Origin of the sequence: Hydrogenophaga sp. UC242_50 (genome assembly GCF_042697355.1) — a bacterium.
GTDB lineage: Bacteria > Pseudomonadota > Gammaproteobacteria > Burkholderiales > Burkholderiaceae_C > Hydrogenophaga.
On sequence record NZ_CP170553.1, the window covers coordinates 4,742,813 to 4,769,094 of the forward strand.

General features: G+C 69.7%; 23 protein-coding genes and 4 pseudogenes. 14 read left to right on the plus strand and 13 right to left on the minus strand.

The features are described 5' to 3' along the window. Positions 1–5: 5 nt before the first annotated feature. The 7 genes from ACFJGX_RS24190 to nadE all read left to right on the plus strand — a co-directional run bounded on the left by ACFJGX_RS24190 (position 6) and on the right by nadE (position 7,237). Positions 6–1,067 (plus strand): 3-oxoacyl-ACP synthase III family protein, encoded by a 1,062-nt coding sequence (locus ACFJGX_RS24190; RefSeq protein WP_382323549.1) that lies wholly within the window; start codon positions 6–8, stop codon positions 1,065–1,067. Next, positions 1,060–1,329: an acyl carrier protein gene (locus ACFJGX_RS24195; RefSeq protein ID WP_382160577.1), complete on the plus strand. Its 270-nt coding sequence runs from the start codon at positions 1,060–1,062 to the stop codon at positions 1,327–1,329. Before ACFJGX_RS24190 ends, ACFJGX_RS24195 begins: the two co-directional genes overlap by 8 nt. After that, positions 1,316–2,467 (plus strand): hypothetical protein, encoded by a 1,152-nt coding sequence (locus tag ACFJGX_RS24200; protein WP_382327221.1) that lies wholly within the window; start codon positions 1,316–1,318, stop codon positions 2,465–2,467. Before ACFJGX_RS24195 ends, ACFJGX_RS24200 begins: the two co-directional genes overlap by 14 nt. A gap of 30 nt (positions 2,468–2,497) precedes the next feature. Continuing rightward, entirely contained in the window at positions 2,498–4,438 is a 1,941-nt protein-coding gene (asnB, locus tag ACFJGX_RS24205) for an asparagine synthase (glutamine-hydrolyzing) (protein WP_382323546.1), read from the plus strand. Beyond that, positions 4,435–5,964, plus strand: a complete 1,530-nt coding sequence (locus ACFJGX_RS24210) for a class I adenylate-forming enzyme family protein (protein ID WP_382323545.1) — start codon at positions 4,435–4,437, stop codon at positions 5,962–5,964. The genes asnB and ACFJGX_RS24210 overlap by 4 nt, the downstream gene beginning before the upstream one ends. 43 nt (positions 5,965–6,007) lie before the next feature. Beyond that, positions 6,008–6,265: an acyl carrier protein gene (locus ACFJGX_RS24215; RefSeq protein WP_382160587.1), complete on the plus strand. Its 258-nt coding sequence runs from the start codon at positions 6,008–6,010 to the stop codon at positions 6,263–6,265. A 150-nt stretch (positions 6,266–6,415) separates the two neighbouring features. Beyond that, the gene (nadE, locus tag ACFJGX_RS24220) at positions 6,416–7,237 is read left to right on the plus strand and encodes an NAD(+) synthase (protein WP_382327223.1); all 822 of its coding nucleotides are present in this window, start codon (positions 6,416–6,418) and stop codon (positions 7,235–7,237) included. Positions 7,238–7,265: 28 nt separating this feature from the next. On the opposite strand, the gene ACFJGX_RS24225 is transcribed toward nadE, so the two are convergent. The 3 genes from ACFJGX_RS24225 to ACFJGX_RS24235 all read right to left on the minus strand — a co-directional run bounded on the left by ACFJGX_RS24225 (position 7,266) and on the right by ACFJGX_RS24235 (position 10,152). Next, on the minus strand, positions 7,266–7,850 hold the full coding sequence (locus ACFJGX_RS24225; RefSeq protein WP_382323543.1) for a DUF3304 domain-containing protein: 585 nt from the start codon (positions 7,848–7,850) through the stop codon (positions 7,266–7,268). Between the two features lie 13 nt (positions 7,851–7,863). Further along, positions 7,864–8,775: a contractile injection system protein, VgrG/Pvc8 family gene (locus tag ACFJGX_RS24230; protein WP_382323542.1), complete on the minus strand. Its 912-nt coding sequence runs from the start codon at positions 8,773–8,775 to the stop codon at positions 7,864–7,866. Positions 8,776–9,057: 282 nt separating this feature from the next. Then, positions 9,058–10,152 (minus strand): PA0069 family radical SAM protein, encoded by a 1,095-nt coding sequence (locus ACFJGX_RS24235; protein ID WP_382327225.1) that lies wholly within the window; start codon positions 10,150–10,152, stop codon positions 9,058–9,060. Between the two features lie 55 nt (positions 10,153–10,207). Here ACFJGX_RS24235 and ACFJGX_RS24240 point away from each other — a divergent pair. The 3 genes and pseudogenes from ACFJGX_RS24240 to ACFJGX_RS24250 all read left to right on the plus strand — a co-directional run bounded on the left by ACFJGX_RS24240 (position 10,208) and on the right by ACFJGX_RS24250 (position 12,393). Continuing rightward, a pseudogene (locus ACFJGX_RS24240) lies at positions 10,208–11,177 on the plus strand (ABC transporter ATP-binding protein). 2 nt (positions 11,178–11,179) lie between these two features. After that, positions 11,180–11,941, plus strand: a complete 762-nt coding sequence (locus ACFJGX_RS24245) for an ABC transporter permease (RefSeq protein WP_291116570.1) — start codon at positions 11,180–11,182, stop codon at positions 11,939–11,941. A 14-nt stretch (positions 11,942–11,955) separates the two neighbouring features. Beyond that, the gene (locus tag ACFJGX_RS24250; RefSeq protein WP_382323540.1) at positions 11,956–12,393 is read left to right on the plus strand and encodes a VOC family protein; all 438 of its coding nucleotides are present in this window, start codon (positions 11,956–11,958) and stop codon (positions 12,391–12,393) included. A 10-nt stretch (positions 12,394–12,403) separates the two neighbouring features. On the opposite strand, the gene ACFJGX_RS24255 is transcribed toward ACFJGX_RS24250, so the two are convergent. Continuing rightward, positions 12,404–13,051, minus strand: coding sequence for a hypothetical protein (locus tag ACFJGX_RS24255; RefSeq protein WP_382323539.1), 648 nt, complete (start codon positions 13,049–13,051; stop codon positions 12,404–12,406). Between the two features lie 59 nt (positions 13,052–13,110). After that, complete coding sequence (locus ACFJGX_RS24260; RefSeq protein ID WP_382323538.1) at positions 13,111–14,001, minus strand: LysR substrate-binding domain-containing protein; 891 nt, start codon at positions 13,999–14,001, stop codon at positions 13,111–13,113. Positions 14,002–14,066: 65 nt separating this feature from the next. On the opposite strand from ACFJGX_RS24260, the gene ACFJGX_RS24265 reads away from it, so the two are divergent. The 3 genes from ACFJGX_RS24265 to ACFJGX_RS24275 all read left to right on the plus strand — a co-directional run bounded on the left by ACFJGX_RS24265 (position 14,067) and on the right by ACFJGX_RS24275 (position 16,878). Beyond that, positions 14,067–15,434 (plus strand): acyclic terpene utilization AtuA family protein, encoded by a 1,368-nt coding sequence (locus tag ACFJGX_RS24265; protein ID WP_382323537.1) that lies wholly within the window; start codon positions 14,067–14,069, stop codon positions 15,432–15,434. A gap of 62 nt (positions 15,435–15,496) precedes the next feature. Continuing rightward, complete coding sequence (locus ACFJGX_RS24270; RefSeq protein ID WP_382323536.1) at positions 15,497–15,862, plus strand: hypothetical protein; 366 nt, start codon at positions 15,497–15,499, stop codon at positions 15,860–15,862. Between the two features lie 38 nt (positions 15,863–15,900). After that, positions 15,901–16,878 carry a Bug family tripartite tricarboxylate transporter substrate binding protein gene (locus tag ACFJGX_RS24275; protein ID WP_382323535.1) on the plus strand — a complete coding sequence of 326 codons (978 nt, stop codon included), beginning with the start codon at positions 15,901–15,903 and terminating at the stop codon, positions 16,876–16,878. Positions 16,879–16,895: 17 nt separating this feature from the next. Here the strand turns inward: ACFJGX_RS24275 and ACFJGX_RS24280 are convergent. Continuing rightward, positions 16,896–17,643: pseudogene (locus ACFJGX_RS24280) on the minus strand (SDR family oxidoreductase). A gap of 103 nt (positions 17,644–17,746) precedes the next feature. Here ACFJGX_RS24280 and ACFJGX_RS24285 point away from each other — a divergent pair. Next, on the plus strand, positions 17,747–18,697 hold the full coding sequence (locus ACFJGX_RS24285; protein ID WP_382327227.1) for an AraC family transcriptional regulator: 951 nt from the start codon (positions 17,747–17,749) through the stop codon (positions 18,695–18,697). Here the strand turns inward: ACFJGX_RS24285 and serA are convergent. From serA to ACFJGX_RS24320, 7 genes and pseudogenes are all read right to left on the minus strand, one after another. Then, a pseudogene (gene serA / locus ACFJGX_RS24290) lies at positions 18,628–19,891 on the minus strand (phosphoglycerate dehydrogenase). The gene ACFJGX_RS24285 and the pseudogene serA sit on opposite strands and share 70 nt — an antisense overlap. Before the next feature lie 45 nt (positions 19,892–19,936). Next, the gene (locus tag ACFJGX_RS24295; protein ID WP_382323533.1) at positions 19,937–20,731 is read right to left on the minus strand and encodes an AadA family aminoglycoside 3''-O-nucleotidyltransferase; all 795 of its coding nucleotides are present in this window, start codon (positions 20,729–20,731) and stop codon (positions 19,937–19,939) included. A gap of 5 nt (positions 20,732–20,736) precedes the next feature. Further along, complete coding sequence (locus ACFJGX_RS24300; RefSeq protein WP_382328797.1) at positions 20,737–21,279, minus strand: DUF2894 domain-containing protein; 543 nt, start codon at positions 21,277–21,279, stop codon at positions 20,737–20,739. A 12-nt stretch (positions 21,280–21,291) separates the two neighbouring features. Further along, positions 21,292–21,942, minus strand: a pseudogene (locus ACFJGX_RS24305) (OmpA family protein); the annotation flags it as partial. Continuing rightward, positions 21,942–24,188 (minus strand): DUF802 domain-containing protein, encoded by a 2,247-nt coding sequence (locus ACFJGX_RS24310; protein ID WP_382323531.1) that lies wholly within the window; start codon positions 24,186–24,188, stop codon positions 21,942–21,944. The gene ACFJGX_RS24310 and the pseudogene ACFJGX_RS24305, both read right to left, overlap by 1 nt. A gap of 9 nt (positions 24,189–24,197) precedes the next feature. After that, positions 24,198–24,821, minus strand: coding sequence for a DUF3348 family protein (locus ACFJGX_RS24315; protein ID WP_382327229.1), 624 nt, complete (start codon positions 24,819–24,821; stop codon positions 24,198–24,200). A gap of 127 nt (positions 24,822–24,948) precedes the next feature. Continuing rightward, positions 24,949–26,274 (minus strand): glycerate kinase, encoded by a 1,326-nt coding sequence (locus ACFJGX_RS24320; RefSeq protein ID WP_382323529.1) that lies wholly within the window; start codon positions 26,272–26,274, stop codon positions 24,949–24,951. Positions 26,275–26,282: the final 8 nt, after the last annotated feature.

Sequence of the window (26,282 nt, forward strand, 5' to 3'; positions counted from 1 at the left end):
GTCGAGTGAGTCAATCGAACATCGGCGGTTTCCGCATCGCAGGCATCAGCACGTGCCTGCCTCCGATGGTCGTGGACAACCTCGACCCGGCCCTGGGCTTCCCGCCGGAGGACGTGCGCAAGGTCGTGGCCATGGCCGGCGTGCGCGAACGCCGCGTGGTGGACCCGTCCATCACCTCGGCCGACCTGTGCCACCGCGCCGCCACGCGGCTGATGGAGCGCCTGGGCTGGGCGCCCGAGAGCGTGAGCGCGCTGATCTTCGTCACCCAGACGCCCGACCACTTCCTGCCCTCCACCAGCTGCCTGCTGCAGCAGCGCCTGGGCCTGCCCGACACCTGCGCCGCGTTCGACGTCGGCCTGGGCTGCTCCGGCTATCCCTATGGCCTGTACATCGCGGCCGCGATGCTGCGCGCCGGGGGCCACCAGCGCGTGCTGATGCTGCACGGCGAAACGCCCAGCCGCTTCGTGAGCCCCGAAGACCAGGCCACCGTGCTGCTGTTCAGCGACGCCGGCTCGGCCACCGCGCTGGAGCTCGACGACACGCCCGGGGCCGGCGGTCAGTTCGTGCTGCACACCGATGGCAGCGGCGCCAACGGGCTGATCCTGCGCGGCGGCGCCTTCCGCGACCGCGAGCCGACCAACCCGCGCCACCACTTCCTGGAAATGGACGGCGCGGCCATCTTCAACTTCACCATCAAGCGCGTGCCCCCGCTGATCGCCGAGACGCTGGCCTTCGCGGGCAAGACCGTGGCCGACGTCGACGCCTTCGTGTTCCACCAGTCCAACCGCTTCATCATGAAACACCTGATGAAGAAGAGCGGACTGCCGGACGACCGGGTGCCGATGTCCATCGAGGACAGCGGCAACTGCGGCGGCCCCTCGGTGGCCGTGGCCATGACGCGCCGGCTCACCCCGCCCGCGCCGGGGCAGCGGCTGCACTGGATGCTGCTGGGCTATGGCGTCGGACTGTCATGGGGATCGGCCATGATCCAGATCGACGACCGCGCCGTGCTGCTGCACGACGACGGTGAAGGCCTGTCATTGAATCGAGGTGCCACCGATGAGTGAGAAATCCAAGACCCAGGTGTCCGTGAGCGATGCCCTCGCCATGCTCGCCGAGTGTTTCAACCTGCCCGTGGAAGACATGCACGCCGACCTGCAACGCGACGCCATCGACGACTGGGATTCCATGGGCGCGCTCATGCTCATGGCCGAACTCGACGAGCGCTTCGGCATCGAGCTCACGGCCGAGGTGTCGCGCGAGATGACCCGCATCGGCGATGTGCTGGCCTTCCTCAAGGTGCACGGGGTGCTGAGTGAAAACGCCTGATGTGCGGCGCTCCGTGGCGCCCGCGCCCCGCCTGCCCGAGCACGAGAAGCTCGGCCGGCTGGTGGCGCGCAGCCTGGGGCTGGACGCCACGGCGCTGCAGCTCGGCCTGAACCCGGCCCTGCTCGCCGACCTGCCCGAGGTCATCGCACTGCGCCGCGAGCACCTCAACGGCGGCTGGGACGACGACACCTACCTGCGCTGGCGCTACCGGCTCGGGCGCGCCAGCGGCGGCTTTGGCGACCTGTGGTGCCTGCGCGCCAAGGGCCGGCTGCTGGCCATCATCGGCGTGGAGGAACTGCGCGTCGAGCACGACGGCCAGCTGCACGCGGGCGCCCAGGTGATGGACCTGCTGGTGCGCCCCGAGACGCAGGAGTCGGGCCTGGGCATCTGGCTCAACCAGGCCATGCTCGCGCGGTACGACTTCACCCTCGCGGTGGGCGCCAACCAGAACTCGGCCGGCATCGTGCGCCGCATGTTCGAGCCGCTGCCCTCGCGCCTGACCTTCACCCACCCGCTGGACCTCGCGCCCTTCGTGCGCCGCCGCTGGCCGGCGGTGGCCGGCCTGCCCCTGGCGATGCGCGTGCGCAACGGCGGCCTGGCCCTGCGCCGGCTCGCGCTGCGCCGCCACCGGCCGCGCGGCCTCACGCTGGAAAACACCACCCAGCTCGACCCGGCACTGGCCGTGCCCGACACCCTCGATCCGGCCAGCGTGCACCTGCGCCGCGACAGCAGCTACCTGCAGCAGCGGCTGCTGGGCAACCCCCGGCGTTCGCTCGTGGTGCGCGTGGCGCGCCGCGAAGGCAAGGTGGTGGGCCTGATCGCCTGGGCGATGGAAACCGACGACAAGGGCCGGCCCGAGCTGCACGTGATCGACTGGCACCACGACAACGACGCCACCCTGATGGGCCTGCTGCACGACGCGGTGCGCGAAGCCGCCGCCCGGCGCTGCAGCTGCGTGCGGCTGAACCTGCAGGACAGCGCCACGCAACGCGTGGCCGCGCGCGCCGGCTTCCTGCCCTCGCGCGACGACGAAGGCCGCCTGTGCGGCGTGCAGTCGCGCGACCCGGCCCTGGCCAGGCGCCTGGCCAAGGCCCGCTGGGGCCTGACCGACGCGAGCGACGACAGCGATGCGCTCTGACCCGCCACACCGCGCTGCGAGGGCCTGAACATGTGCGGCATCGCAGGCCTCTTCAGCCCCCGGCGCCCGCCCGCGCGGGCCGAGCTGGACGCCATGATCGGCACGCTGGGCCACCGCGGCCCGGACGGACGGGGCACCTGGGTCGATGGCCCGATCGGCCTGGCCCATGCGCGGCTGGCCATCATCGACCCTGAAGGCGGCGCCCAGCCCATGGGCAGCGCGGACGGCCGCGTGCAGCTGGTCTTCAACGGTGAGATCTTCAACTACATCGAGCTGCGCGAAGAGCTGCGCCAGGCCGGCCACCGCTTCGCCACCGACTCCGACACCGAGGTGCTGCTGCACGCCTATCAGGCCTGGGGCGATGCCTTTCTCTCGCGCCTGAACGGGCAGTTCGCCCTCGGCCTGTGGGACGGCCCGCGCCAGCGCCTGCTGCTGGCGCGCGACGGCGTGGGCATCCGCCCGCTGTTCTGGACGCGCGTGGGCCCGCGGCTGGCCTTCGCCTCCGAAGCCAAGGCCCTGTTCGCGCTGCCTGAGGTGCCGCGCGGGCTGGACCCCGCCGGCCTGGCCGCCAGCTTCGGCTGGTGGGCGCCGCTCGCGCCGCGCTCGGCCTTCGAAGGCATCCACTGCCTGCCGCCCGGCCACTGCCTGGTGGTGGACGCGCAGGGCGAAACGCTCACGCGCTGGTGGGACTGGGACTTCCCCGTCACCGACCCCTTCGCGCCGGTGGACGAAGACGCGCTGGCCGACGAACTGCACGCCCTGCTGGTGGACGCGGTGCGCCTGCAGCTGCGCGCCGATGTGCCGGTGGGCGCCTACCTCAGCGGCGGGCTGGACTCGTCCATCCTCACCACCATCATCCGCCGCCACACCGACACACCGCTGCGCAGCTTCTCGCTCACCTTCGACGACGCCGAGTTCGACGAAAGCGAGCACCAGCAGGCCATGGTGCGGCACCTGAACACGCAGCACTCGTCCATCGGCTGCGGCCGGCACCACATCGCCGCCGAATTCGCGCGCACCGTGTGGCACGCCGAGACCCCGCTGGTGCGCACCGCCCCCACGCCCATGCTGCGCCTGGCCGACAGCGTGCGCGCCGCCGGCTACAAGGTGGTGCTCACCGGCGAAGGGGCCGACGAGGTCTTCGGCGGCTACGACCTGTTCAAGGAAGCGAAGATCCGCCGCTTCGTCGCGCAACTGCCCGACTCGCCGCGCCGCGCCCGCGTGGTCGAGCGGCTCTACCCCTGGCTCGCGCGCTCGCCCGGCGGCTCCAACGCGATGTCGCAACGCTTCTTCACCGACAGCACCGTGCCCGGCGACGACGCGGTCTTCGCGCACCAGACCCGCCTGTCCACCACGCGGCGCGCCTGGGCCTTCTTCACGCCCGAACAGCAGCAGGCCCTGGCGCGGCACGACCCGGCCGCCCAGCTGCGCGCGCGCCTGCCGGACGGCTTCGGCCAGTGGCTGCCCATGGCGCGCGACCAGTACGTGGAAGCGCACACCCTCATGAGCGGCTACCTGCTCGCCGCGCAGGGCGACCGCATGGCCATGGCCGCGTCGATCGAAGGGCGCTACCCCTTCCTCGACCCGCGCGTGATCGCCTTCGCCAGCCGCCTGCCGCCGCGCCTGAAGATGCGCGGCCTGAGCGAGAAGCTGCTGCTGCGCGAGGCCTTCGCGCACGAGCTGCCGCCGCAGATCGGCCGCCGCACCAAGCAGCCCTACCGCTCACCCGACAGCGCCAGCTTCTTCGAGGCCGGTAAACCCCTGCCCTGGGTGGCCGAGCTGCTGAGCGAGGCCAGCGTGCGCGACGCCGGCCTGTTCGACGCGCCCGCCGTCGCGCGCCTGAGCGCCAAGTGCGCGGCCGGCCGCGCCATCGGCTTCGCCGACAACATGGCCTTCGTGGGCGTGCTCTCCACCATGCTGCTGCACGGGCAGTTCGTGCGGCCCGCCACCCCCGCGCTGGAGCTGGCATGAGCGCACTCGCCTTCCTGCCCGGCCCCTTCGTGCACAGCGCCTTCGATGCGCGCTGCCTCGAAGTGCCCGACAAGACCGCCGTGATCGTCGCCGACCGCGACGTCAGTTACCGCGAACTCAACGAGCGCGTGAACGGCGTCGCCAACGCGCTGCACGCCGCCGGCATCGGCGCGGGCGACCGCGTGGTGCTGCTGCTCGACAGCGGCGTGGACTACGTGGCCGGCCTGCACGCGGTCTGGCGCCTGGGCGCCGTGGTGGTGCCGCTGGGGCCGCAGACCAAGGCCGCCAAGCTCGCCCACGTGCTGGCCGACACCGGCGCGCGCGCCCTGCTCACCCAGGCCTCGCTGGCCACGGCGTGGGCAGCGGCCTTGGCCGACACGCCCCAGGCACCCCTGGTGTGGGCCCAGGGCGACACGAACGCCCAGCCCTGGCCGCAGCCCACCACCACGGCCACCACCCATGCCGGGCCCGGCAATCCAGGCGACCTCGCCGCGCTCATCTACACCTCTGGCACCACCGGCGTGCCCAAGGGCGTGATGCTCAGCCACGCCAACATGCTCGCGGCCTGGCGCGCGGTGCAGGCCTACCTGCACCTGGCGCACGACGACGTGATCGGCCTGGCCCTGCCGCCCACCTTCAGCTACGGCCTGTACCACGTGCTCATGGGCCTGGGCATCGGCGCCACGCTGGTGCTGGAGAACACCGCCGCCTTCCCCATGCGCTTGCTGCAGCGGCTCGCCGCGCAGCGCGTCACCGTGTTCCCCGGCGTGCCCACGCTATGGGCCAGCCTGCTCGCGCTGGACCTGAGCGCGCACAACCTGAGCGCGCTGCGCCTCATCACCAACGCCGCCGCCGCCCTGCCCGCCGCGCACACCGCGCAGCTGCGCGAGCGCCTGCCGCACGCGAGGCTGCTGCTGATGTACGGCCTCACCGAATGCATGCGCGCGAGCTACCTGCCGCACGAGGAAGTGGACACCCGGCCCGAGAGCGTGGGGCGCGGCATCCCGCACCAGGAACACTGGCTGGAAGACGAGAGCGGCCAGCGCCTGCCCCATGGCAGCACCGGCGAACTGGTGGTCTGCGGCGCGCACGTGAGCGCGGGCTACTGGAACGCGCCCGCCGGCCAGCCCAGCCGCCTCTCGCCCGGCCCGCTCCCAGGCGAGAACACCCTGCGCACCGGCGACGTCTTCCGCAGCGATGCCGACGGCTGGCTCTACTGCGTGGGCCGCACCGACGACATGTTCAAGTCGCGCGGCGAGAAGGTCTACCCGCTGGAGGTGGAACACGCCATCTGCGAGCTGCCCGGCGTGCGCGAAGCCGCGGTCACCAGCACGCCCGACGAGCGCCTGGGCCTGGCCGTGAAAGCCTTCGTGCGCCTGCGCGAGGGCGCGACGCTGAGCGAACGCGAGATCATCCGCCACTGCCTGGCCCGGCTGGAGAGCTGGATGGCGCCCAAGACCGTGGCCTTCGTCGACGAGCTGCCGCTCACCGAATCGGGCAAGCTGCGGCGGCGCGACCTGGCCTGATGTTTTCTTCTTTCAACTTGCAACCCCCAACGGAACCCCATCCATGAGCACCATCAAAGCCGACGTGCGGCGCTACATCGAAGAGAACTTCCTGCTCGGCGCAGGCGCCGTCTCGCCCGGCGACGACGACTCCTTCCTGGAACACCAGGTGCTGGACTCCACCGGTTTCCTGGAGCTGGTGGCGCACCTGGAAGAGACCTACGGCTTCAAGATCGGCGACGACGAGATGGTGCCGGAGAACCTCGATTCGCTGAACGCCATCGAGGCCTTCGTGCAGCGCAAACAGCAAGGGGCGGCCTGATGAGCGCCGTGCCCCTGGGCCCCGAGTCCCTGGCGCTGGACTGCGAGGCCGAACTCCAGCGCATCTCGCAGTGGATTCCGCAGGTGCTCACGCAGAAGCTGCGCCGGCGCGGCCTGGTGGTGCGCAATCAGCGGCGGCATCGACAGCTCGGTGTGCGCCGCGCTGTCGGTGCGCGCGCTGGGGGCGAAAAAGGTGTTCGGCCTGCTGCTGCCCGAGCGCGACTCCAGCGGCTTCAGCACCGAGCGCGGCCGCCAGCTGGCCGAGCACCTGGGCATCGAATACCAGGTGCACGACATCGCGCCCGCGCTCGAAGCCCTGGGCTGCTACCAGCAGCGCGACGAAGCCATCCGCCGCGTGGTGCCCGCGTACGGCGAAGGCTGGAAGAACAAGATCGTGATCGCCGGCGGTGTGGAAGGCGGCATCAACTTCTTCAAGCTCGTCGTGCAATCGCCCGGCGGTGAACAGCAAAGCGTGCGCCTGCCGCTGCGCGAGTATTTGCAGATCGTGGCCGCCACGAACTTCAAGCAGCGCGTGCGCAAGACCATGGACTACTACCACGCCGACCGGCTGAACTACGCCGTGGTGGGCACGCCCAACCGGCTGGAATACGACCAGGGCTTCTTCGTGAAGAACGGCGACGGCTCGGCCGACCTCAAACCCATCGCGCACCTCTACAAGACCCAGGTCTACGCCATGGCGCGCCACCTCGGCCTGCCCGACGCGATCTGCAACGCCGTGCCCACGACCGACACCTACACCCTGCCGCAAGGCCAGGACGAGTTCTACTTCGCGCTGCCCTATGCGCAGATGGACATCGCGCTGTGGGCGCTGGAACACGGCCGCTCGGCCGAAGAACTCGCGGTCGCGCTGAAGATGACACCGGCCCAGGCGCAGCGCGTGTACGACGACATCCGCGCCAAGCGCCGCGCCACGGAGTATCTGGCGGCGGCGCCGGAGTTGCTCCCGGGCTGAAAACCGACCAGCGCACGCGCCCGCACGTTCATTCGATCTCGGGAGGAGGAACGAGCAATTCCTCGGCGATGGGATGCAGAGGATGCCCGACGCCGTAATAGCCGCTCACAGCGACTCGCACATGGTCACCCGGGAAGAAATGCACGTACACCGACCCCACCCGGTCGTAGGGCAGGATGGTGGTGGTCTTCTCGTGCCTCGTGGGCTCGGCCGCGCCGGGGGCGTAGGTGTTCCAGCGCACCTTGACCTTGAGGCCCGGGCGCCATTTGAGAGGCACCGGATAACCCAGCGCCAGGACACCTCCGCAGCCGAAGGGGCCACCGACCATGCCCCGCGTGATCTGCCCGTGAGCAACCTCTTCCACTGCGAAGTTGGTCGCACCGTAGTCGCCATGGTTGAAGCAAGTCATGCTCACGCCGAGCACTTCCGTGGCCTCCAATCGCCGCTGAATGCGTTCTCTCTCCAGTTCTGCATAGAACTCCGGATCTTCCCGCTTCATCTTCTCCACGTACTCCCGCAAACCTCCGTCAACGCCTATACAACCCACGAGCGAGGCTGCGATGCAAAGAAATCCAAGCCCGTGCAACACGGCTTTCGTTCGAGAAGGCTTCATCACTCGGCCTCCTTTACTCGAACACCATGCGTGGAAGGAAGTAGCCGCCACCTTCTCGACGTCCATGCGTCAGCATTTGGAGGGCAAGCTTCTCGTTCCTGCTTTCATAGAGATCGGGAGCATCCTTATCACTCAGTACGGGGAACACACCACTCTCATCGACTACACGGTTCTCTTCCGGTTCGAAGACGCTTTTTCTTGCGTACCTGTCTTGCGCTTGCCACATCATTGATGCATAGGGGTAGCCCGTGTTTTGGATTTCGTTCCTATCGTCGATGCGCTTTTGAATAGCCTTTTTCAAAACCGCGTTCGTCTGACTCTTCTCCTCGTAGTTCTTCACGACCTTCGCCTCATACGCATTGAGCGGTTCACCCCTGACGAATTCGTAGTCGCTCTCGTTGTACTGCACCGTGTAGTCGCGCCGCGGGTAGCGCTCGATCAGGCGCTTGTCCGCCGCGAACGGGTACTCCCCCAGCACCGCCTCGATGATCTCCACCGGGCTCTGGTCCTGGAAGACCTTGCAGTCGGTGCTCAGCGTGGCCAGGTGCAGCCAGGGCCGAAGGGTGAACTCCACCAAGGCGTGGCGCCCGGACTCGCCGATGTACCGGGCTTCGGTGATCAGGCCCGAGATCTCCCGCACCCCTGCGCCCTGGTTGGCCCCGGCGCCCCCGGGCACCCCGGGCACGAAGCTGCCCTGGCCTTCGAGTTCGAGGCAGCAGGTCAGCTCTCGGCCGATGAAGCGGTTGAGGTCGAGATGATTCCCACCACCGCCTTCCGCGCTCTGCAGCACCAGCCGGTACTCGAACAGCGTGTTGAGGCCCTCCTCGCCTTCGAGCTTCAGGGGCTCCAGCAAGGGAACACCGTTCACCTCGGGAATCGCCGCGCTTCGGATCGTCAGCCCACGCCGGGGGGTCGATGGGGTCATGGCAGTCCTCCTGAATGTTCTCGTTGAGATGGCGACGCATGCTCGGCCACCCTCAACGATTCATCCAAGGTCGGACTTCACTGGATTGACGAATGACCCCAATGTGATCACCCCACCCAAACCGCAACCCATTCCGCCAACTCCGCAGTTCGATGATCGAATTCGTCGCTCCATACCGATGCGCGAATGGACACCCGCCGCGGGAAGCCCGGCAGAGGGTGCTGTGGTGTCGGAAGACCGCAACACTTCAGCGCCTCAAGCGCCGAAGCGCGCCGTGCCCCGCTAGAACAGCTCCTGCTGCGCCCGCAGCGCCTGCGGCTTGAACTGCGAGGTGTCCAGCGGCTCGCGCTCGGTGTTGAAACCCAGGCGCGCGCAGGTCTTGTTGAAGCGCTGGCGGATCAGGTCGGCCCAGATGCCGCTGCCGCGCATGCGCTGCGCGAAGTCCGCGTCGTAGTCCTTGCCGCCGCGCATTTCCTGCACGCGCGCCATCACGCGCAGGGCGCGGTCCGGGTAGTGCAGGTCCAGCCACTGGCGGAACATCGGGCTCAGTTCCCAAGGCAGGCGCAGCACGGTGTAGAAGGCGCGGCGCGCGCCGGCGTCCCACGCGGCTTCGAGCACCTGCTCCATGTCGTCGGTGATGAAGGGGATCTGCGGCGCCACGCTCACGCCCACCGGAATGCCCGCGTCGGCCAGCGTGCGCAGGATGCGCAGGCGCCGGTGCGGCGCGGCCGCGCGCGGCTCCAGCGCACGGGCGAGCTTGCCGTCGAGCGAGGTGATGGTCACGTAGACCGCCGCCAGGCCTTGCGCGGCCAGGGGCGCGAGGATGTCGATGTCGCGCTCCACGCCGCTGCCCTTGGTGACGATCGCCAGTGGGTGTTTCGCCTGCGCCAGCACCTCGAGCGCGGCCCGGGTGAGCCTGAGTTCGCGTTCGATGGGTTGGTAGGCGTCGGTCACGGTGCCGATGGCCAGCAGGCCGGGCACGTGGCGCGGGCTGGCGAGTTCGCGCCGCAGCACCTCCGCGAGGTTGCGCTTGGCGATGATCTTGGTCTCGAAGTCCAGCCCGGGCGAGAGGTTGAGGTAGCTGTGCGTGGGCCGCGCGTAGCAGTACACGCAGCCGTGCTCACAGCCTCGGTAGGGGTTGAGGCCGAGCATGAAGCCCACGTCGGGTGAGTCGTTCCTGGTGATCGCGCTCTTGCAGTTTTCCCAGGTCACCTGGGTGGCCGGGGGCGGCACCTCGCCCCGCGCGAGTGCGGCCTCGTCCAGCGCACCCCAGCCGTCGTCGAACGCCTGGCGCTCGTCGCGCAGGAAGCGGTGCGGCTGCTGGTGGCTGATGCCCCGGCCCTTGATGGCCTGAATCGGAATGTGGACGTTCGGCATGGGATGACCACTGTACACAAAAACAGTGCTAGAGTGTGGCGCTTCAGGAGGCTCCATGTCCCTTTCTTCCCAGGCGGTGAACACCGCCGACCCCATCGTGTCCGTGCGCGGCGTGAGCAAAACCTACGCGGGCGGTTTCCAGGCACTCAAGCGCGTCGATCTCGACATCCGCCGGGGCGAGATCTTCGCCCTGCTCGGCCCCAACGGCGCGGGCAAGACCACGCTCATCAGCATCGTCTGCGGCATCGCGAATGCGAGCGAGGGCGTGGTGATCGCCGACGGGCACGACACCGTGCGCGACTACCCGCGCGGCGCGCGCCGCCATCGGTCTGGTGCCGCAGGAACTGCACACCGACGCCTTCGAATCCGTCTGGGCCACGGTGAGCTTCAGCCGGGGCCTGTTCGGCAAGGCGCCCGACCCGGTCTACATCGAGAAGGTGCTGCGCGATCTCTCGCTCTGGGACAAGAAGGACAACAAGATCCTCACGCTCTCGGGTGGCATGAAGCGGCGCGTGCTGATCGCCAAGGCACTGTCGCACGAGCCCAAGATCCTGTTTCTCGACGAGCCCAGCGCGGGCGTGGACGTGGAGCTGCGGCACGACATGTGGCGCATGGTGCGCGAGCTGCGCGACCGCGGCACCACCATCATCCTGACCACGCACTACATCGAGGAAGCCGAGGACATGGCCGACCGCATCGGCGTCATCAACCAGGGCGAACTCATCGTGGTGGAAGACAAGGACGTGCTCATGCGCAAGCTCGGCAAGAAGCAGCTCACCATCACACTGCAGCAACCGCTGGAGTGCGTGCCCGAGGCGCTCGCGCGCTGGCCGCTGGAGCTTTCCGGCGCCGGCCAGACGCTCACCTACACCTTCGACACCCAGAAAGACGAAACCGGCATCGCCGAACTGCTGCGCACGCTGCACGCGCAGGGCATCGACTTCAAGGACCTGCAGTCCAGCGAAAGCTCGCTCGAAGACATCTTCGTGAGCCTCGTCCACAAGAAACAGGAGGCCCGCGCATGAGCCTGAACATCCACGGCATCAAGGCCATCTACCGCTTCGAGATGGCGCGCACCTTCCGCACCATCACGCAAAGCATCCTCGCGCCGGTGCTCACCACCTCGCTGTATTTCATCGTTTTCGGCACCGCCATCGGCTCGCGCATGGGCGACATCGACGGCGTCACCTACGGCGCCTTCATCATCCCTGGCTTGGTCATGCTCTCGCTGCTGAGCGAGAGCATCTCCAACGCCTCGTTCGGCATCTACATGCCCAAGTGGTCCGGCACCATCTACGAGCTGCTGTCCGCGCCGGTGTCGTGGATCGAGGTGCTGCTGGGGTACGTGGGCGCGGCGGCCACCAAGTCCGTGATGCTGGGCCTGCTGATCCTGCTCACGGCGCGCGTGTTCGTGCCGTACCACATCGCGCACCCGGTGTGGATGCTCGGCTTCCTGCTGCTCACTGCCGTCACCTTCAGCCTGTTCGGTTTCATCATCGGCCTGTGGGCCGACAACTTCCAGAAGCTGCAGGTGATCCCGCTGCTGGTGGTGACGCCGCTGACCTTCCTGGGCGGCGCGTTCTACTCCATCAACATGCTGCCGCCGCTGTGGCAGACGGTCTCGCTGGTCAACCCGGTGGTCTACCTCATCAGCGGTTTCCGCTGGGCCTTCTACGGCGTGGCCGACGTGCACATCGCCGTGAGCACGGGCATGACGCTGGTGTTCATGGCGCTGTGCCTGGGTTTCATCTGGTGGGTGTTCCGCACCGGCTACAAGCTGCGCCGCTGAAGGGAGCCCTGGCCATGAAGCCCCGCATCACCGTCATCACCCTCGGCGTGGACGACCTCGAACGCGCGGTGGCTTTCTACCGCGACGGCCTGGGCCTGGCCACCAAGGGCATCATCGGCGCCGAGTTCGAGAACGGCGCCGTGGCCTTCTTCAATCTGCAAAACGGCCTGAAGCTCGCGCTGTGGCCGCGCCGCAGCCTGGCGGCCGACACCGGCCTGCCGCTGCTCTCGCCCACCGCGCAGGCGTCGAGCGCGCTGGAACTCTCGCTGGGCCACAACGTGGACTCGCGCGAGGCGGTGGACGCCGTGATGCGGCAGGCCACCGAAGCCGGCGCGCGCATCGTCAAGCCCGCGCAAGAGACCTTCTACGGCGGCTATGCCGGCCACTTCCAGGACCCGGACGGGCACCTGTGGGAAGTGGTGTTCAACCCGGGGCTGGCGGAGCTGGGTTGACCGGACCGCCTCAGGGAAAGGCGTTCTCGCGAAGGCCGAGAACGTCGGAATGGTTGGGATTGGCCGTCGTGGACACGTTGGCGTTGTGGGCCGATGTCCAGGCATCGATGGGGCTGGTGCGGGCCACTTGATTGTGGTGGCCGTTGACGGTCACCTGGTTGCTGTGGCCGATGACATTCACGGTGTTGTGGTCGCCACCGACGTTCACGTTGTTCTGGTCGCCGATGACGTTCACACCACGCGAAAGATCGATCGTGCTCAGTTCGCGCCACACGTCTTCACTGGTCAGGCGCAGCGCAATCAGCTTCTGAATCCGGTCGGTGTGGGAAAGGCAGCAGGAGCCCGTCGTCTGGTGCTCTCTGAGCGCCCTGGCATACAGATGGAGTGTTTGAACGGCGGCCCACTTGTTCTGCGACAGCGCGGCGTCCATGCTTTCGCGGATGGCGCTTTCATCGCCACTGTCGATGCCCTTGAACCAATGGCCCTTGAGCGGGCCCCTGCCCAGGTTGGCGACGTGGTTCAACTGGTCGAAGAACAGCTGGTGCACGGCCAGCGTGGACCGCTTGTCCATCCGCACGTCGTCGGCGCTGAGCGAGGAGTTGCTGGGCCAGCCGACGCTGCTGGAATGCACGAAAGAATCTTGGGAACGGTTGATCATGGGCCGCTAAGTGCCCCCATCGTCCGGAAAGTTCGGAAGCCGCCTCGGGGGACACCGGCTCAGGGCCGGTGCTTCATCAGCAGGCTGTGAAGCCCCTGCGCCGCCGAGGACAGCGCGCGGTCCGCGCGGCGCACCAGGAACACCTGCCGCTTCAGCCCGGCCGACTTGATCTGGCGCGCGCCCAGGCCGGGCTGCTCGAAGTGGAACAGCGTGAGCGAGGGCACGATGGTGATGCCCAGTCCCGCGCGCACCATGCCGGCCACGGTGCTGAGCTGCTCCAGCTCCATCACCGTGCGCATGCGGTGCGGGTAGATCGCGGCCTCGACGTACTGGCGCACGCTGCTGGAACGGGCCAGCTGCACCATCGGGAAGGCATGCAACTCGGCCAGGCGCACCGCGCCCGCACCGGCCGCGAGCGCGTGGCCTTCGGGAAACACCACATGGAAATCGTCCGAGCAGAAACGCTCGGTGTGCAGCTCGGCCGCGTCGGTGCGCGATGAGGCCAGGGCGAAGTCCGCCCGGCCGGCCCGCACCCGCTCCAGGCATTCGTCGGACAGCACGTCGGCCACGTCGAGTTCGATGCCGGGGTGGGCCTGGTGGAAGCGCGCGAGCAGGGGCGGCAACCAGCCGGCCGCGAGCGAGGGCAGGATGGCGATCGCCACCCGGCCCCGGCGCCGCGCCACGTGGTCGCGCACCCCTTCGATGGCGGTGTCGGCGTCCTTGAGCAGGCGCAACGCGGCGTCCAGAAAGGCCTCGCCCTCGGCGGTGAGTTCCACGTGGCGCGTGGTGCGCTCGAACAGGCGGCCACCCAGGTTGGCTTCCAGCGACTGGATGAGCGCGGAGAACGCGGGCTGGGACAGGTGGCACAGCGAGGCCGCGCGGGTGAAGTTGCGCTGCTCGGCCAGCGCCACGAAGGCGCGCAGTTCGCGGGTGGACAGATTGATCTGCATTTCAGATCAATATATCTGAAGTTTGAGTTTCACAGGATGAGTGCCCGGCGCCTACAGTGCGCGGCATGGCAAACACAACGGTGATTCACGTGGGCTCGGCCGCCGGCTTCTCCGGCGACCGCACCGACGCCGCCGGGCCGGTGGTCGATGCGCTCATCCAGACCGGCGGCCCGGCCTGCCTGATCTTCGAAACCCTGGCCGAGCGCACGCTGGCGCTGGCGCAACTGGCGCGGCTGCAGGACCCGGACGGCGGCTTCGAGCCGATGCTGGACGAGCTGGTGCGGCCCGTGCTCGCGCGCTGCCTGGCGCACCGCATTCCCATCGTGAGCAACTTCGGCGCGGCCAACCCGCTCGGCGCGGGCCGGCGCATCCAGGCCATCGCGCGCTCCCTGGGTCTGCGCGAGCCCCGGGTGGCGGTGGTGCACGGCGACGACGTGGCCCACCGCGTGGCGGACACGCTGATGTCCGCCGACCTGGCCACGCAGCTGGCGGGCCGCGCCGTCATCAGTGCCAACGCCTACATCGGCGCGCAGCCCATCGCCGATGCGCTGCGCGCGGGCGCCGACGTGGTGGTGACCGGCCGCGTCGCCGACCCGTCCCTGGTGCTCGGACCAGCCCTGGCCCACCATGGCTGGGCCCTGGACGACTGGGACCGGATCGCGGGCGCCACCATGGCCGGCCACCTGCTGGAGTGCGGCGCGCAGGTCACGGGCGGTTATTACGCCGACCCCGGCGTAAAGGACGTGCCGGACCTGGCGCGGGTGGGCTACCCCATTGCGGCCATCGCGCAGGACGGCAGCTGCACGGTCTTCAAACCCGAGGGCACCGGTGGCATGGTGGACGGGCACACCGTCAAGGAACAGCTGCTCTACGAGGTGCACGACCCGCGCGCCTACCTCACGCCCGATGTGGTGGCCGACATCACCGAGGCCCGCGTCGAACAGGTAGGCCGGGACCGGGTGCGGCTCAGCGGCGTGCGCGGCCATGGGCGGCCGGACACGCTGAAGGTGAACGTGTGCTTCGAGAGCGGCTGGCTGGCCGAGGGCGAGATCTCCTACGCCGGCGTGCGCGCGGAGCAGCGCGCCAGGCTTGCCGCCGAGGTGCTCACCCAGCGCCTGAACGGGCTGGGCCCGCTGCGCATCGACCTGATCGGCGTGGCCAGCGTGCTGGCCGACGACCAGGGCCGCTGGCTGCAGCACACCGATCCCGGCTCGGCCACCGACGTGCGCTTGCGCGTGCGCACGCGCCACGCGGACAAGGCCATGGCGCAGCGGCTGATGCGCGAGGTGACGGCGCTCTACACCTGCGGCCCGGCGGGTGGTGGTGGCGTGCGCACCGCGCTGCGCCCCACCCTGGGCACCGCCTCCTGCCCCATGGACCGCGCGCTGGTGCCCACCGGCTTTCGCCTGCTGGACGAAGGAGACGGCGCATGAGCGCAGCGCAGGGCCGCTCCCAAGCAAGCTCGCACCGCAGCCCACAGGGCGAAGGTACTCCAGTGAGCCCCCCGGTCCTCACCGTGCCGCTCTGGCGCGCCGCCCACGGCCGCACCGGCGACAAGGGCAACCGATCCAACATCAGCGTGATCGCCTGGAGCGAGGCGCTTTACCCCTTGATCGTGGCGCAGATCACCGCCGAGCGCGTCGCCGCGCATTTCCGGCACCGCCAGCCCAGCCAGGTGGTGCGCCACCTGCTGCCCAGGCTGCACGCCATGAACTTCGTGCTGGACGACGTGCTCGACGGCGGTGTCAACGACGCCCTGAACCTGGACAGCCACGGCAAGGCCCTGTCCTTCCATCTGCTGGAACTCGAACTCGAGGTCCCCGCCCACCTGGTTTCCCAACTGCACGGCCCCTCGGGCTGAGGCGCTTCTTCCTTCACCATCCACCCCAGGAGACAGACATGAACAACAGCCCCTTCACCCGCCGCCACGCCGTGGTCGCGCTCGCCTCGTTGCTGGCCCTGTCGGCCGCCTTCGCCCAGGCTTCGCTCACCACCAAGCCCATCACCTTCATCGTGCCCTTCGCCGCCGGCAGCGCCACCGACATCCTGGCCCGCGCGCTGGGCCAATCGGTCAGCGAGCAGACCGGGCAGCCGGTGGTGGTGGACAACAAGGCCGGCGCCAGCGGCATGATCGCGGCCCAGGCCGCGGCCAACGCGCCCAAGGACGGCCACACCGTGCTCATCACCACCAACACCACGCACGCGGCCAACCAACACCTGTACAAGAAGCTCTCCTACGACCCGGTGAAGGACTTCGCCGCCATCACCGGCATCGGCAAGGGCGGCCAGATCATGATCGTGCGCGCGGACGCGCCCTACAAGAGCGTGGCCGACGTGCTGGCCGCCGCGAAGCAGGCGCCGGGCAAGCTGTCCTTCGGCAGCGGCAGTTCGTCCAGCCGCGTGGCGGGCGAGCTGTTCCAGCAGATGGCGAACGTCAACATCCTGCACGTGCCCTACCGCAGCAACCCCATGGGCATCACCGATCTGCTCGGCGGGCAGATCACCATGATGTTCACCGACGCCTCGACCGGCATGCCGCAGATCACCACCGGCAAGGTGCGCGCGCTGGGCGTCACCTCGGCCAGGCGCATGGCGTCGCTGCCCGACGTGCCCACCATCGCCGAAGCGGGCGTGAAGGGCTACGACATGGGTTACTGGTTCGCGGCCTACGCGCCGGCCGGCACCCCGGCGCCGGTGGTGACGCGGCTCAACGAGCTGTTGCACAAGGCCATCGAGAGCCCGGCGGTGCGCCAGTTCTTCGCCGGCAGCGGCGGCGAGGTGTTCCCCACCTCACCGGCCGAGCTGGTGAAGTTCCAGGCCAGCGAGACCGACATGTGGGGCCGCGTCATCAAGGCCGCCGGCATCGAGGCGGAGTGAGCCGCACCGGGCGCGCGTCAGGCGGCCTGCCGGGCCAGCGCCACCGCGTCCGCGCCCGCCGGGTAATGCAGCCGGGGTGAGGCGTCGTTCGCGGCCAGCCACACGGCCTCGGCCACGTCCGACTCCACGGTGAAGGCCGAGGCCGAGCCCAGGCTGGCGAAGACACTCTGCGCATAGGGCGCGTAGGCCTCGGGGATCAGCCCCTGCATGCGCTGCGCGCCGTTCTCGGTGAAGCGCGTGGTGGGCGCGTAACCCGGCTCGACCAGCTTCACGCGCACGTTGAAGGCCTGCAGCTCGTGCGCGAGCGAGGCGGTGAAGCCTTCGATGGCGGTCTTGCTCGCGGTGTAAGCCGCCACCAGCGGCATGGGCGCGAGCGTGGCACTGGAAGTGACGTTGACCACCCTGCCCGCGCGGCGTTCGCGGAACTGCGGCAACACGGCCTGCGTCATCGCCATGGTGCCGAAGGTGTTGGCCTCGAAGATCTCGCGCACCGTGGCCAGGGGCGTGGCCTCGAAGGCCCCGAACAGGCCCAGGCCGGCGTTGTTCACCAGCACGTCGATGGGCCCGGCGGCCTGCAGGGCGCTGGCGATGCTGGCCGGGTCGGTCACGTCCAGCGGCAGGACGGTCAGGCGCTCCGAGGCCGGCAGCAGGTCCCAGCGCGGCGTGCGCATGGTGCGCCACCACGTGCCAGCCCTGGGCGAGAAAGTGGCGCGCGGTTTCGAGGCCGTAGCCAGACGAGCAGCCGGTGATCAGAACGGTTTTCATGGAGAGGTCCTTGCAAATGAAGTGAGGAGGGTCTCCACGATATCGCGACAAAACAGGACTGACTACAATTAAAAGTCCATCAATCATTCGCCAAAGTCCAATCATGGTGGATCCCCTTGCCGACGTCATCGCCTTGCTGCGGCCCCGCGCGGTGTTCTCGAAAGTGATCAGCGGCGCCGGTGCCTGGGGCGTGCGCTACTCGGCCTTCAGGCAGCCCAGCTTCTGCACCCTGCTGGAGGGCCGCTGCCTGCTCGCCGTCCAGGGCCAGGAACCCATCACCCTGGAAGCGGGCGATTTCGTGTTGATGCCGGCCACGCCGGGCTTCACGCTCTCGGGTTTCGAGCCGGTGGAGCCGGTGGCGATCGACGCCCTGCAGGCGGCCGGCGCCCAGGGCGACCTGCGCCACGGCCGGCCCGACGGCCCGCCGGACGTGCGCATGCTCGGCGGTTACTTCGCCTTCGGCTCGCCCGACGCGGCCCTGCTGGTCTCGCTGCTGCCCGCTTTGTTGCACGTGCGCGGCATCGAGCGGCTCTCGGTGCTGGTGCGGCTGGTGCGAGAGGAATCGACCGAACAGCGCGCCGGCCGCGAGCTGGTGCTGGGCCGGCTGGTGGAGGTGCTGCTGATCGAGGCGCTGCGCTCCACCACCGGCGAAGGCGCCCCACCCGGCTTGCTGCGCGGCCTGGCCGATGCGCGGCTGGCGGCGGCGATGCGCCTCCTGCACGGCGAGCCCGCGCGCGCCTGGACGGTGGACGAACTCGCCCGGCAGGCGGCGCTGTCGCGCTCGGCCTTCTTCGACCGCTTCTCACGCGCCGTCGGTCTGCGCCCCATGGAATACCTGCTGGCCTGGCGCATGGCGCTGGCCAAGGACCTGCTGCGCCGCGACGGCATGGCGTTGGTCGAGGTGGCCGAGCGCGTGGGCTACGGCTCGGCCAGCAGCTTCAGCACCGCCTTCAGCCGCCATGTGGGCCAGGCGCCGGGCCAGTATCAGAACAGCACGCGGCAACGCAGCGTGCTCGGCACATCGAGCAGGCGGGCCAGCGCGATGTCCGAATAAGCCGCATCGACATCAATCACGACATAGCCCACCTCGCCGCGGGTCTGCAGGAACTGCCCGGCAATGTTGATGTGGTTGTCGGAGAACACCTGGTTGATGCGGGACATGACGCCTGGCACGTTCTGGTGCACATGCAGCAGTCGGTGATGCCCGGGGTGGGCCGGCAGCGCCACCTCGGGGAAGTTGACCGACGAGGTCGTGGTGCCGTTGTCGCTGTACTTCACCAGCTTGGCCGCCACCTCCACGCCGATGCTTTCCTGCGCTTCCTTCGTCGAGCCGCCGATGTGCGGCGTCAGGATCACGTTGTCCAGACCCCGCAACGGCGACTCGAAGAGGTCGTCGTTGCTGCGCGGCTCCTGGGGAAACACATCGATCGCCGCACCCAGCAGGCGCTTTTGCCGAAGGGCTTCGGCCAGGTCCTCGATCACCACCACCTGGCCGCGCGCCGCATTGATCAGCACCGCCTCGGGTTTCATCAGGGCCAGCTCGGTCGCACCGATCATCCATTGCGTCGCGGCGGTTTCCGGCACGTGCAGGCTCACCACGTCGGCCTGTCTCAACACATCGGCCAGGCTCGGCACCTGGCGCGCGTTGCCCATCGGCAGCTTGGTGCGCAGCATCGAAAAACACCACCTGCATGCCCAGCGCTTCCGCCAGCACCGACAACTGCGCGCCAATGGAGCCGTACCCCACGATGCCCAGCGTCTTGCCCCGGATCTCGTAGGAATGGCTGGCCGATTTGAGCCAGCCACCCCGGTGGGACACCGCGTTTTTCTCGGGGATGCCGCGCATCAGCAGAATCGCCTCGGCCAGCACCAGCTCGGCCACCGACCGGGTGTTGGAAAACGGCGCATTGAACACCGCCACGCCCCGCGCGCTGGCCGCGCTCAGGTCGACCTGGTTGGTGCCGATGCAGAAACACCCCACCGCCGCCAACCGCTGGGCATGGGCCAGCACCTCGGCGCTCAGCTGGGTGCGGGAACGGATGCCCAGGAAATGCACGTCGGCGATCCGGTGCTTGAGCTCGTCCTCGGGCAGCGCGCCGGGCAGGCTCTCGATCTGGCTGTAGCCAGCGGCACGCAGCACCTCCACCGCAGAGGGGTGCACGCCCTCCAGCAGCAGGAATTTGATCTTTTTCTTGTCGATCGAGGTCGGGCTGGCGACCCCGGCAATGGGCGATGCGGGCAGGTTCATGGGTGAAAAATATAGGCGGATTTGATCGGCACAGTGGGCGTAGGCTCAATCCGTCGAACCCACGCGCTCGATCTCGGCCCGGACATGCCGCACGAACGCCGCCACGCCTTCCGCGTGTTCGGCCAGATCGTCTCGCGCGTGGCCCAGGTAGGCCGAGCGCGCCTTGGCCAGGACAGGCCGATGCCTTTCGGGCAGGCGCTCGAGCGCCCAAGTGGCGGCGGCGTCCTTGGAGGCAATCCCGCCGGTGACCGCGCTGAACCAGATGCGCGCCAGGGCGAGCACCACGTTGCGTTCGTCGCCCACCCAGTCGGGCGCCTCGTTCCACTGCGCCACGGTGTCGAGCAGCGCCTGCGCGAAATCGGCGGGAGGCACGGGCTCGAACAGCTCGGCCGCGGGCGGTCCCATCAGCGCGGCGCTGTGTTGCCGCAGCTTGCTCAGCAGGATCGCCAGGTCGTGGTCCTCCATGGCGGGCTCGATGGTGCCGGCCAACAGGTCGTCGCGCAGCCATTCGCCGAACTGCATTTCGCGCCGCGCGGGATGCCGCCAGGGCACCACGTCGCCGCGCGCGAGCACCGTGACTTCGAGCGCGCGCAGCGGCCCCTCGGTGCCGGGTGGCGCGGAGACGGACAGCAGATCCACCATCAGCGCGCGACGCACCGGCTCCGCCAGGGGCGCGCTCACCGTGACCATCAGGTCCACGTCGCTGAAGATTTGCAGTCCACCGTCCAGGGCCGAGCCGAACAGGTGGATCGCCTCCAGTGTGTCGCCCAGGTGGCGCTCCAGCACGGCGCGGGTGGCCGCGAGTTGTCCGGCGATCCCGGCGGGCACGGGGTGGGTCATGGCGTTCATTTCTTCTGCCGCGCCGCCTTGGGCTTGCCGGCCGGCTGCTTGAGCTGGGCGCTCGCCTGCTCCAGCCACAGCAGGGTGTCGGCGTGCGCCATGAAACGGCGCAGGTAGTCCGGCGAGAGTTCGCGCAGCAGGCCCAGGGTGCGCAACACCAGCATGTGCGAGTTGAGCGGGCCGGCGTTTTCGGGACCGCGCTGCACGGCCTGCACCACCTCGTCTTCGGCGCACAGGCGCGACCAGGTTTCGCGAAACGCCTGCGCGCTGCGCAGTTCGGGGCGGCCCGCGGCGGTGCCCGGCGCCTGCGTGGCGGTGGCGATGTGCTGGTGGAGCCGGCCCAGCGGGGTGAGCGGCTTGGGCGGTGGCGCGCGCGGGCGCCGGGGCGGTGCGGCGGGCGCCACCGTGTCCTGGGCAAGCTCTTCGGCGGGCGCCACCACCGGCAGCTTCGCGCGCAGCAGGCGTTGCACGGCCTCGGGCGCGGCCTCCAGGCGGCGCGCCAGGGCGGCCAGGTAATGGGCGTGCACGGCGTCGGCGTCGTGGCTCATCTCAGGGCTTCGGGGTGGGCGCCGGGGCCGTCTGGGCACGGGTGCCATCTCCACGCGGCGGTTGAGCGCGCGGCCCTTCTCGCTGCCGTTGGAAGCCACGGGCTGCTCGGCGCCGAAGGCCGCGCTGAACACGCGCTGCGGCGGCATGCCTTCCTGGATCAGCGCGCGCGTGACGGTGAGCGCGCGCTGGGCCGAGAGTTCGAGGTTGTCGGCGAAGCGCTGGTTGGTGGCCTGCACCGGGCGGTCGTCGGTGAAGCCGCTGACCATCAGCATCTCGTCGCGCTCGCCCAGGTAGACCTGCAGCGGCGGCACCAGGCTCTGCAGGATCTGCCGGCCTTCGGGGCGCAGCTCGTCGGAGTTGAGCGCGAACAGCACGCTGCCGCTGATGCCGATGCGGCCGTTGTCCAGCGTCACACGGCCGTTCTGCAGCGGAATGGCCAGGGCTTTTTCCAGGGCCATGCGGCGCTGCTCTTCCTGCTGGCGCTTCTGCACCTCGGCCTGCAGGCTGGCCACCAGGTCCATCTGCACCACGAGCACGCCGACCAGGATGAGCACGAAGGCGCCCACCAGGCCGGACATGAGATCGCCGAACACGGCCCACACCGGCGCGGTGTGGTCGGTGCCGTCCTCGTCCTCGATGTGGCGGTCGTCCAGGCCGATCATCACGCGGCCTTCTTCTCGGCGGGCCGCGGCTCGCGCAGGCGGCGCAGGTTTTCCACGATGCCTTGCTGCGAGCTGATGCTGAGGTCGATCACCTCGCGCGCCTGCGCCACGTAGTAGGCCAGCTGTTCGTCGCTGCGCGCCATGGACTGCGTGACGGCGCTTTCGATGCGCTGCAGGTTCTCGATCAGCTTCTCGTTGGTGGTGCTGAAGAGCTGCACGCCGTGGCCGAAGGCCTCGCCCAGGGCGGCGAGTTCGATGGCACTGCCGTTGACCTGCGCGGCCACCTCTTCGGCGCGCACGGCCTGCACGCCCACGGTGTCGGCGAACTGGCGCCCCACCTGGTCGAGCACCGCGCCGGCGGAGGTGACGAGCGATTCGACGGCGGCGCGCTGTTCGCCCGTGGCCTGCTGCACGGACTGCAGCAGCGCGTCGATGTTGTGCATGAGCGCGGCGCGTTCCTGCAGCGCCGTGTTGTCGCGCGCGGTGAGCTGGCTCATCTCCTGGCGCAGCTGGGCGATCACCTCGGCCGCGGCCTTGGGCGCCTCGGCGGCGGTGTCCAGCAGGCGCGCCATCGGCGCTTCGAGCGCGGTGCCCAGCGTCGCGAGGTGGGTCGCCACCTGGTCGTTCAGCGAAGCCTGCAGCTCGCCCACGCGCTGCGCGCTGGCCTGGTCGCGCGCGGCTTCTTCGCGGCGCAGGCTGGCGAGTTCGTCGCGCCAGAGGGTCGCGGTCTGTTCCAGCGTCTGCGCCACGGTCTGTTGCTGGGCCAGGGTCTGCGCGCCGAGCTGTCGCCATTCGTTTTGCAGTGTGGCCGCCAGGGTCTGCAAGGTCTGCGCCCACGCGGCGTGCTGCTGCTGGTCGGCCGTGGTCTGCTCGGCGTGCGAGCGGCTCACGGTTTCCTGCACGCCGGTGATCAGCGCGGCGCAACGCTGTTCGAAGCTGGTGGTGAAGGCGGTGAGCGCGCGGTCCAGGCCCTGCGCCTGCTGTTCGCTGGTGTGGGCGTGCTGCTGCAGGGCAGCCGTCCAGCCGTCGGCCACGGTGCCCGCGGTGGCGCCGAAGCGCTCGGAGAGCTGGTTCATCTGCGCCTGCACCGCCGCGCTCACGCGCTCGTGCAGTTGCGTCGACTCCCGCGCGAGCGCGCCCATGGCGTTTTCCACCACCGGCTGCAGGCTCTCGCCGGCCGCGCGGGCGCTGGCGCTCAGGCTGTCCTTGAGCGTCTTCTCGACCGAGTTCGCCAGGCCCTGGTAGGCCTCGCTGGCCTCCCGGTGGAACTGCGTCTGCCGCGCCAGCAGCTGTTCGTCCAGTTGCTGGCCGCGCTGCTCGATCTGCGCCATCAGCGCGATGGTGCCCTTGGCGCTGTCCACCACGGGCCGCAGGCTCTCACCGGCGGCCTGGGCGCTGGCGCTCACGCTGTCCTTGAGCGACCGCTCCACGGATGTCGCCAGGCCCTGGTAGGCCTCGCTCGCCGCCTGGTGGAACTGGGTCTGGCGGGTCAGCAGCTGCTCGTCCATCTGCTGGCTGCGGCGTTCGAGCTGCGCCATGAGCGCCTGCAGCTGGTTCACCACGGCGGGCAGCGCACCGGCCTGCTGCTGCAGGGCGTCGAAGGTGGCCTGGCGCTGGTGGGCCAGCGAGAACGGGCGGAACACGGTGGCGGTGTGGGCTTCGAGCTGGCGAGCCACGTCGGCGCGCTCGCGCCGGGCGATGGCGGACATCAGGCCCAGCATGGCCGAGGTGCGCACGCCGACCACCGAGGTGCCGAAGGCCAGGCCCAGGCCCTTGATGGGCGCGGCCAGCGCCGAGCGGATGGCCTGCAGGTCGGCCGAGCCTTCGAGCGTGAACACCACGCCCTTGAAGGTGACCACCATGCCGAGGAAGGTGCCCAGCATGCCCAGCATCACCAGCAGGCCGATCAGGTAGGGCGTGAGCGCCAGGCCGGGCAGCGCGCCGCGCTCGCCCTCGATGCGCTGGCGCACGGCGTTCTGCAGGCCGGGCGGCACGCGCGCGAGCCAGTCGCCCAGCGTGGCCAGCGGCTGCGGCACGTTGGCCAGCGCCTCGGCGAGCGAGGCGGTGGTCTGCCGGTAGCGCCGGATCTCCTGCGCGCCCAGCAGGTAGACCGCGCCGATGACCGCGGTCATCGCCAGCGCGAAAAGGCTGGAGCCGACAAAACCCGCGCCCACCCAGGCGATGGCCAGCAGGCCCAGGACGAAGGCGGCGGTGAAAAACAAACGGTTCAGGAAAGGGCTGTTCATGGATTCAATTCAATGCGGCTTCGCGGGCGCCTGGGCCAGCGCTTCGATCATGCCCAGCACCGGCTGCAGCCGCAGGTCGAGCTCGGCCAGCAAGGCCTGCTGGAGGTCCTGCTCGAACAGGGGGGGCCAGGTGTCGGGGTGGGTCTGGCGCTGGTGTTCGAACCGCGCCTTGAGGAAGGCCGGCAGGCCGGCGAGCAGTCGCTGCTCGCGCCCGCCCAGCATCTGGTCCAGCGTGGCGTCCAGCGCGGCGAGCTGCGCCAGGCGGGGCGAGGTGGCGGCCAGGGTCTGGCGCAGGTGGCCGCGCAGCGCGTCGATGCCCATCTCCATGCGGCGCTGCTGGTCGAGGCAGCGCTGGTGGTGGGGGGCGAATTCGGCGTCGCTGGCGTCCACCGGCGGTTGGGGTGGCGTGGTGATGGACTGGCTGAGCGTGGCGCGCAGGCGCTGCAGCTCGGCCTGCGCATCGGCGGCGTTGTTCTTGACGGCGGCGCGCCGGGCCGTGACCGAGGGCAGGGTCTGGTGGGCCGAATGCAGGGCGATGGCGTCGGCCACGTTCAACCACTCGCCCAGGCGCTCGGCCATGTCCTGGCGCGGCACATCCGCCGACACGGGCAACCACCCGGCGAGCTGACGCACCAGGGCGGAACGGTTGAAATGGCTGCGCAAAAGACTTTCCTAGGGCGCCCTTTCGGGCGCGATCGACATCAAGCGGGTTGTGGGGGCTCCGCCGGCGGGGTTCACCGCCGGGCGGAACGCGCCGGTGTCACACCACCAGCACGGCCCGGAAGTCGTTCACGTTGGTGTGCGTGGGCCCGGTGATCACCAGGTCGCCGATCGGCTCGAAGAAGCCGTAGGCGTCGTTGCGGGCCAGGTGGTCGGTGAGCTTGAGGCCCTTTTCGCTGGCTCGGGCCAGGGTGTCGGGCGTCACCAGCGCACCCGCATTGTCCTCTACCCCGTCGATGCCGTCGGTATCGGCCGCCAGGGCCCACACGCCGGCCTGCCCGCCCAGGGCCTGCGCCAGGCCCAGGCAGAACTCGCCGGCCCGCCCGCCCCGGCCCTTGGCCTGGCCGGGCGCGCGTGGGCGCACCGTGACGGTGGTTTCGCCGCCGCTCAGGATCACGCACGGCGTCTGGAAGCTGCTGCGGCCCAGCGCGGTGGAGCGCGCCATCGCGCCGTGCACTTTGCCCACCTCGCGCGACTCGCCTTCGATCTCGTCGCTGAGGATCACCACGTTCAGGCCCAGGGCACGCGCCGCCTCGGCGGCGGCCTCCAGGCTTTGCTGCGGGGTGGCGATGAGTTCCACCGCGTGGCCCTGCAGGCGGGTGTCGCCGGGTTTGGGGGTTTCGAGCGCGCCGCTTTCCAGCTGCGCGCGCACCGCCGGCGGCACCTCGATGCCGTAGCGGCGCAGGATGTCCAGCGCCTCGGCGCAGGTGGAGGCATCGGCCACGGTGGGGCCGCTGGCGATCACGCTGACGTCGTCGCCGGGCACGTCGCTGATGGTGAGCGTGACCACGCGCGCGGGCGCGCAGGCCGCCGCCAGGCGCCCGCCCTTGATGGCCGAGAGGTGCTTGCGCACGGTGTTCATTTCGCCGATGTGCGCGCCGCTCTCCAGCAACTGGCGGTTGATGCGCTGCTTGTCTTCCAGCGTGAGGCCTTCGCAGGGCAGCGTGAGCAGGGCTGAGCCGCCGCCGGAGATCAGGCACAGCACCAGGTCGTCGGCCGTGAGGCCATCGGCGAGTTTCAGGATGCGCTGCGCGGCGTCGAGCCCGGCCGCGTCGGGCACGGGGTGGGAAGCCTCCACCACCTCGATGCGCCGCGGCAGGCCTTCAGGCCGGGGCGGCGTGTGGTGGTAGCGCGTGACGACCAGGCCCGAGAGCGGCGCGTCGGCCGGCCACAGGGCTTCCACCGCCTGCGCCATGGCCCCGCCGGCCTTGCCCGCGCCCAGCACCAGGGTGCGGCCTTTGGGCGGTTTCGGCAGGCTCGCGGCCGTGTTGTGCAAAGGCAGCGCGCGCTGCACCGCCACGTCGTACAGGTGGCGCAGCAGGTCGCGGGGGTCGTTCAGACTGGGTGGGGTGGTCGGCTCGTTCATGAGGAGGA

Coding starts and splice junctions, on each gene's coding strand:
- ACFJGX_RS24260 (WP_382323538.1), bottom strand. CDS start 14,001: ATGCAGATCAATCTGTCCACCCGCGAACTGCGCGCCTTCGTGGCGCTG.
- ACFJGX_RS24285 (WP_382327227.1), top strand. CDS start 17,747: ATGGTGGATCCCCTTGCCGACGTCATCGCCTTGCTGCGGCCCCGCGCG.
- ACFJGX_RS24210 (WP_382323545.1), top strand. CDS start 4,435: ATGAGCGCACTCGCCTTCCTGCCCGGCCCCTTCGTGCACAGCGCCTTC.
- ACFJGX_RS24295 (WP_382323533.1), bottom strand. CDS start 20,731: ATGACCCACCCCGTGCCCGCCGGGATCGCCGGACAACTCGCGGCCACC.
- ACFJGX_RS24265 (WP_382323537.1), top strand. CDS start 14,067: ATGGCAAACACAACGGTGATTCACGTGGGCTCGGCCGCCGGCTTCTCC.
- ACFJGX_RS24235 (WP_382327225.1), bottom strand. CDS start 10,152: ATGCCGAACGTCCACATTCCGATTCAGGCCATCAAGGGCCGGGGCATC.
- ACFJGX_RS24310 (WP_382323531.1), bottom strand. CDS start 24,188: ATGAACAGCCCTTTCCTGAACCGTTTGTTTTTCACCGCCGCCTTCGTC.
- ACFJGX_RS24195 (WP_382160577.1), top strand. CDS start 1,060: ATGAGTGAGAAATCCAAGACCCAGGTGTCCGTGAGCGATGCCCTCGCC.
- ACFJGX_RS24215 (WP_382160587.1), top strand. CDS start 6,008: ATGAGCACCATCAAAGCCGACGTGCGGCGCTACATCGAAGAGAACTTC.
- ACFJGX_RS24255 (WP_382323539.1), bottom strand. CDS start 13,051: ATGATCAACCGTTCCCAAGATTCTTTCGTGCATTCCAGCAGCGTCGGC.
- asnB (WP_382323546.1), top strand. CDS start 2,498: ATGTGCGGCATCGCAGGCCTCTTCAGCCCCCGGCGCCCGCCCGCGCGG.
- ACFJGX_RS24320 (WP_382323529.1), bottom strand. CDS start 26,274: ATGAACGAGCCGACCACCCCACCCAGTCTGAACGACCCCCGCGACCTG.
- ACFJGX_RS24300 (WP_382328797.1), bottom strand. CDS start 21,279: ATGAGCCACGACGCCGACGCCGTGCACGCCCATTACCTGGCCGCCCTG.
- ACFJGX_RS24275 (WP_382323535.1), top strand. CDS start 15,901: ATGAACAACAGCCCCTTCACCCGCCGCCACGCCGTGGTCGCGCTCGCC.
- ACFJGX_RS24250 (WP_382323540.1), top strand. CDS start 11,956: ATGAAGCCCCGCATCACCGTCATCACCCTCGGCGTGGACGACCTCGAA.
- ACFJGX_RS24225 (WP_382323543.1), bottom strand. CDS start 7,850: ATGAAGCCTTCTCGAACGAAAGCCGTGTTGCACGGGCTTGGATTTCTT.
- ACFJGX_RS24230 (WP_382323542.1), bottom strand. CDS start 8,775: ATGACCCCATCGACCCCCCGGCGTGGGCTGACGATCCGAAGCGCGGCG.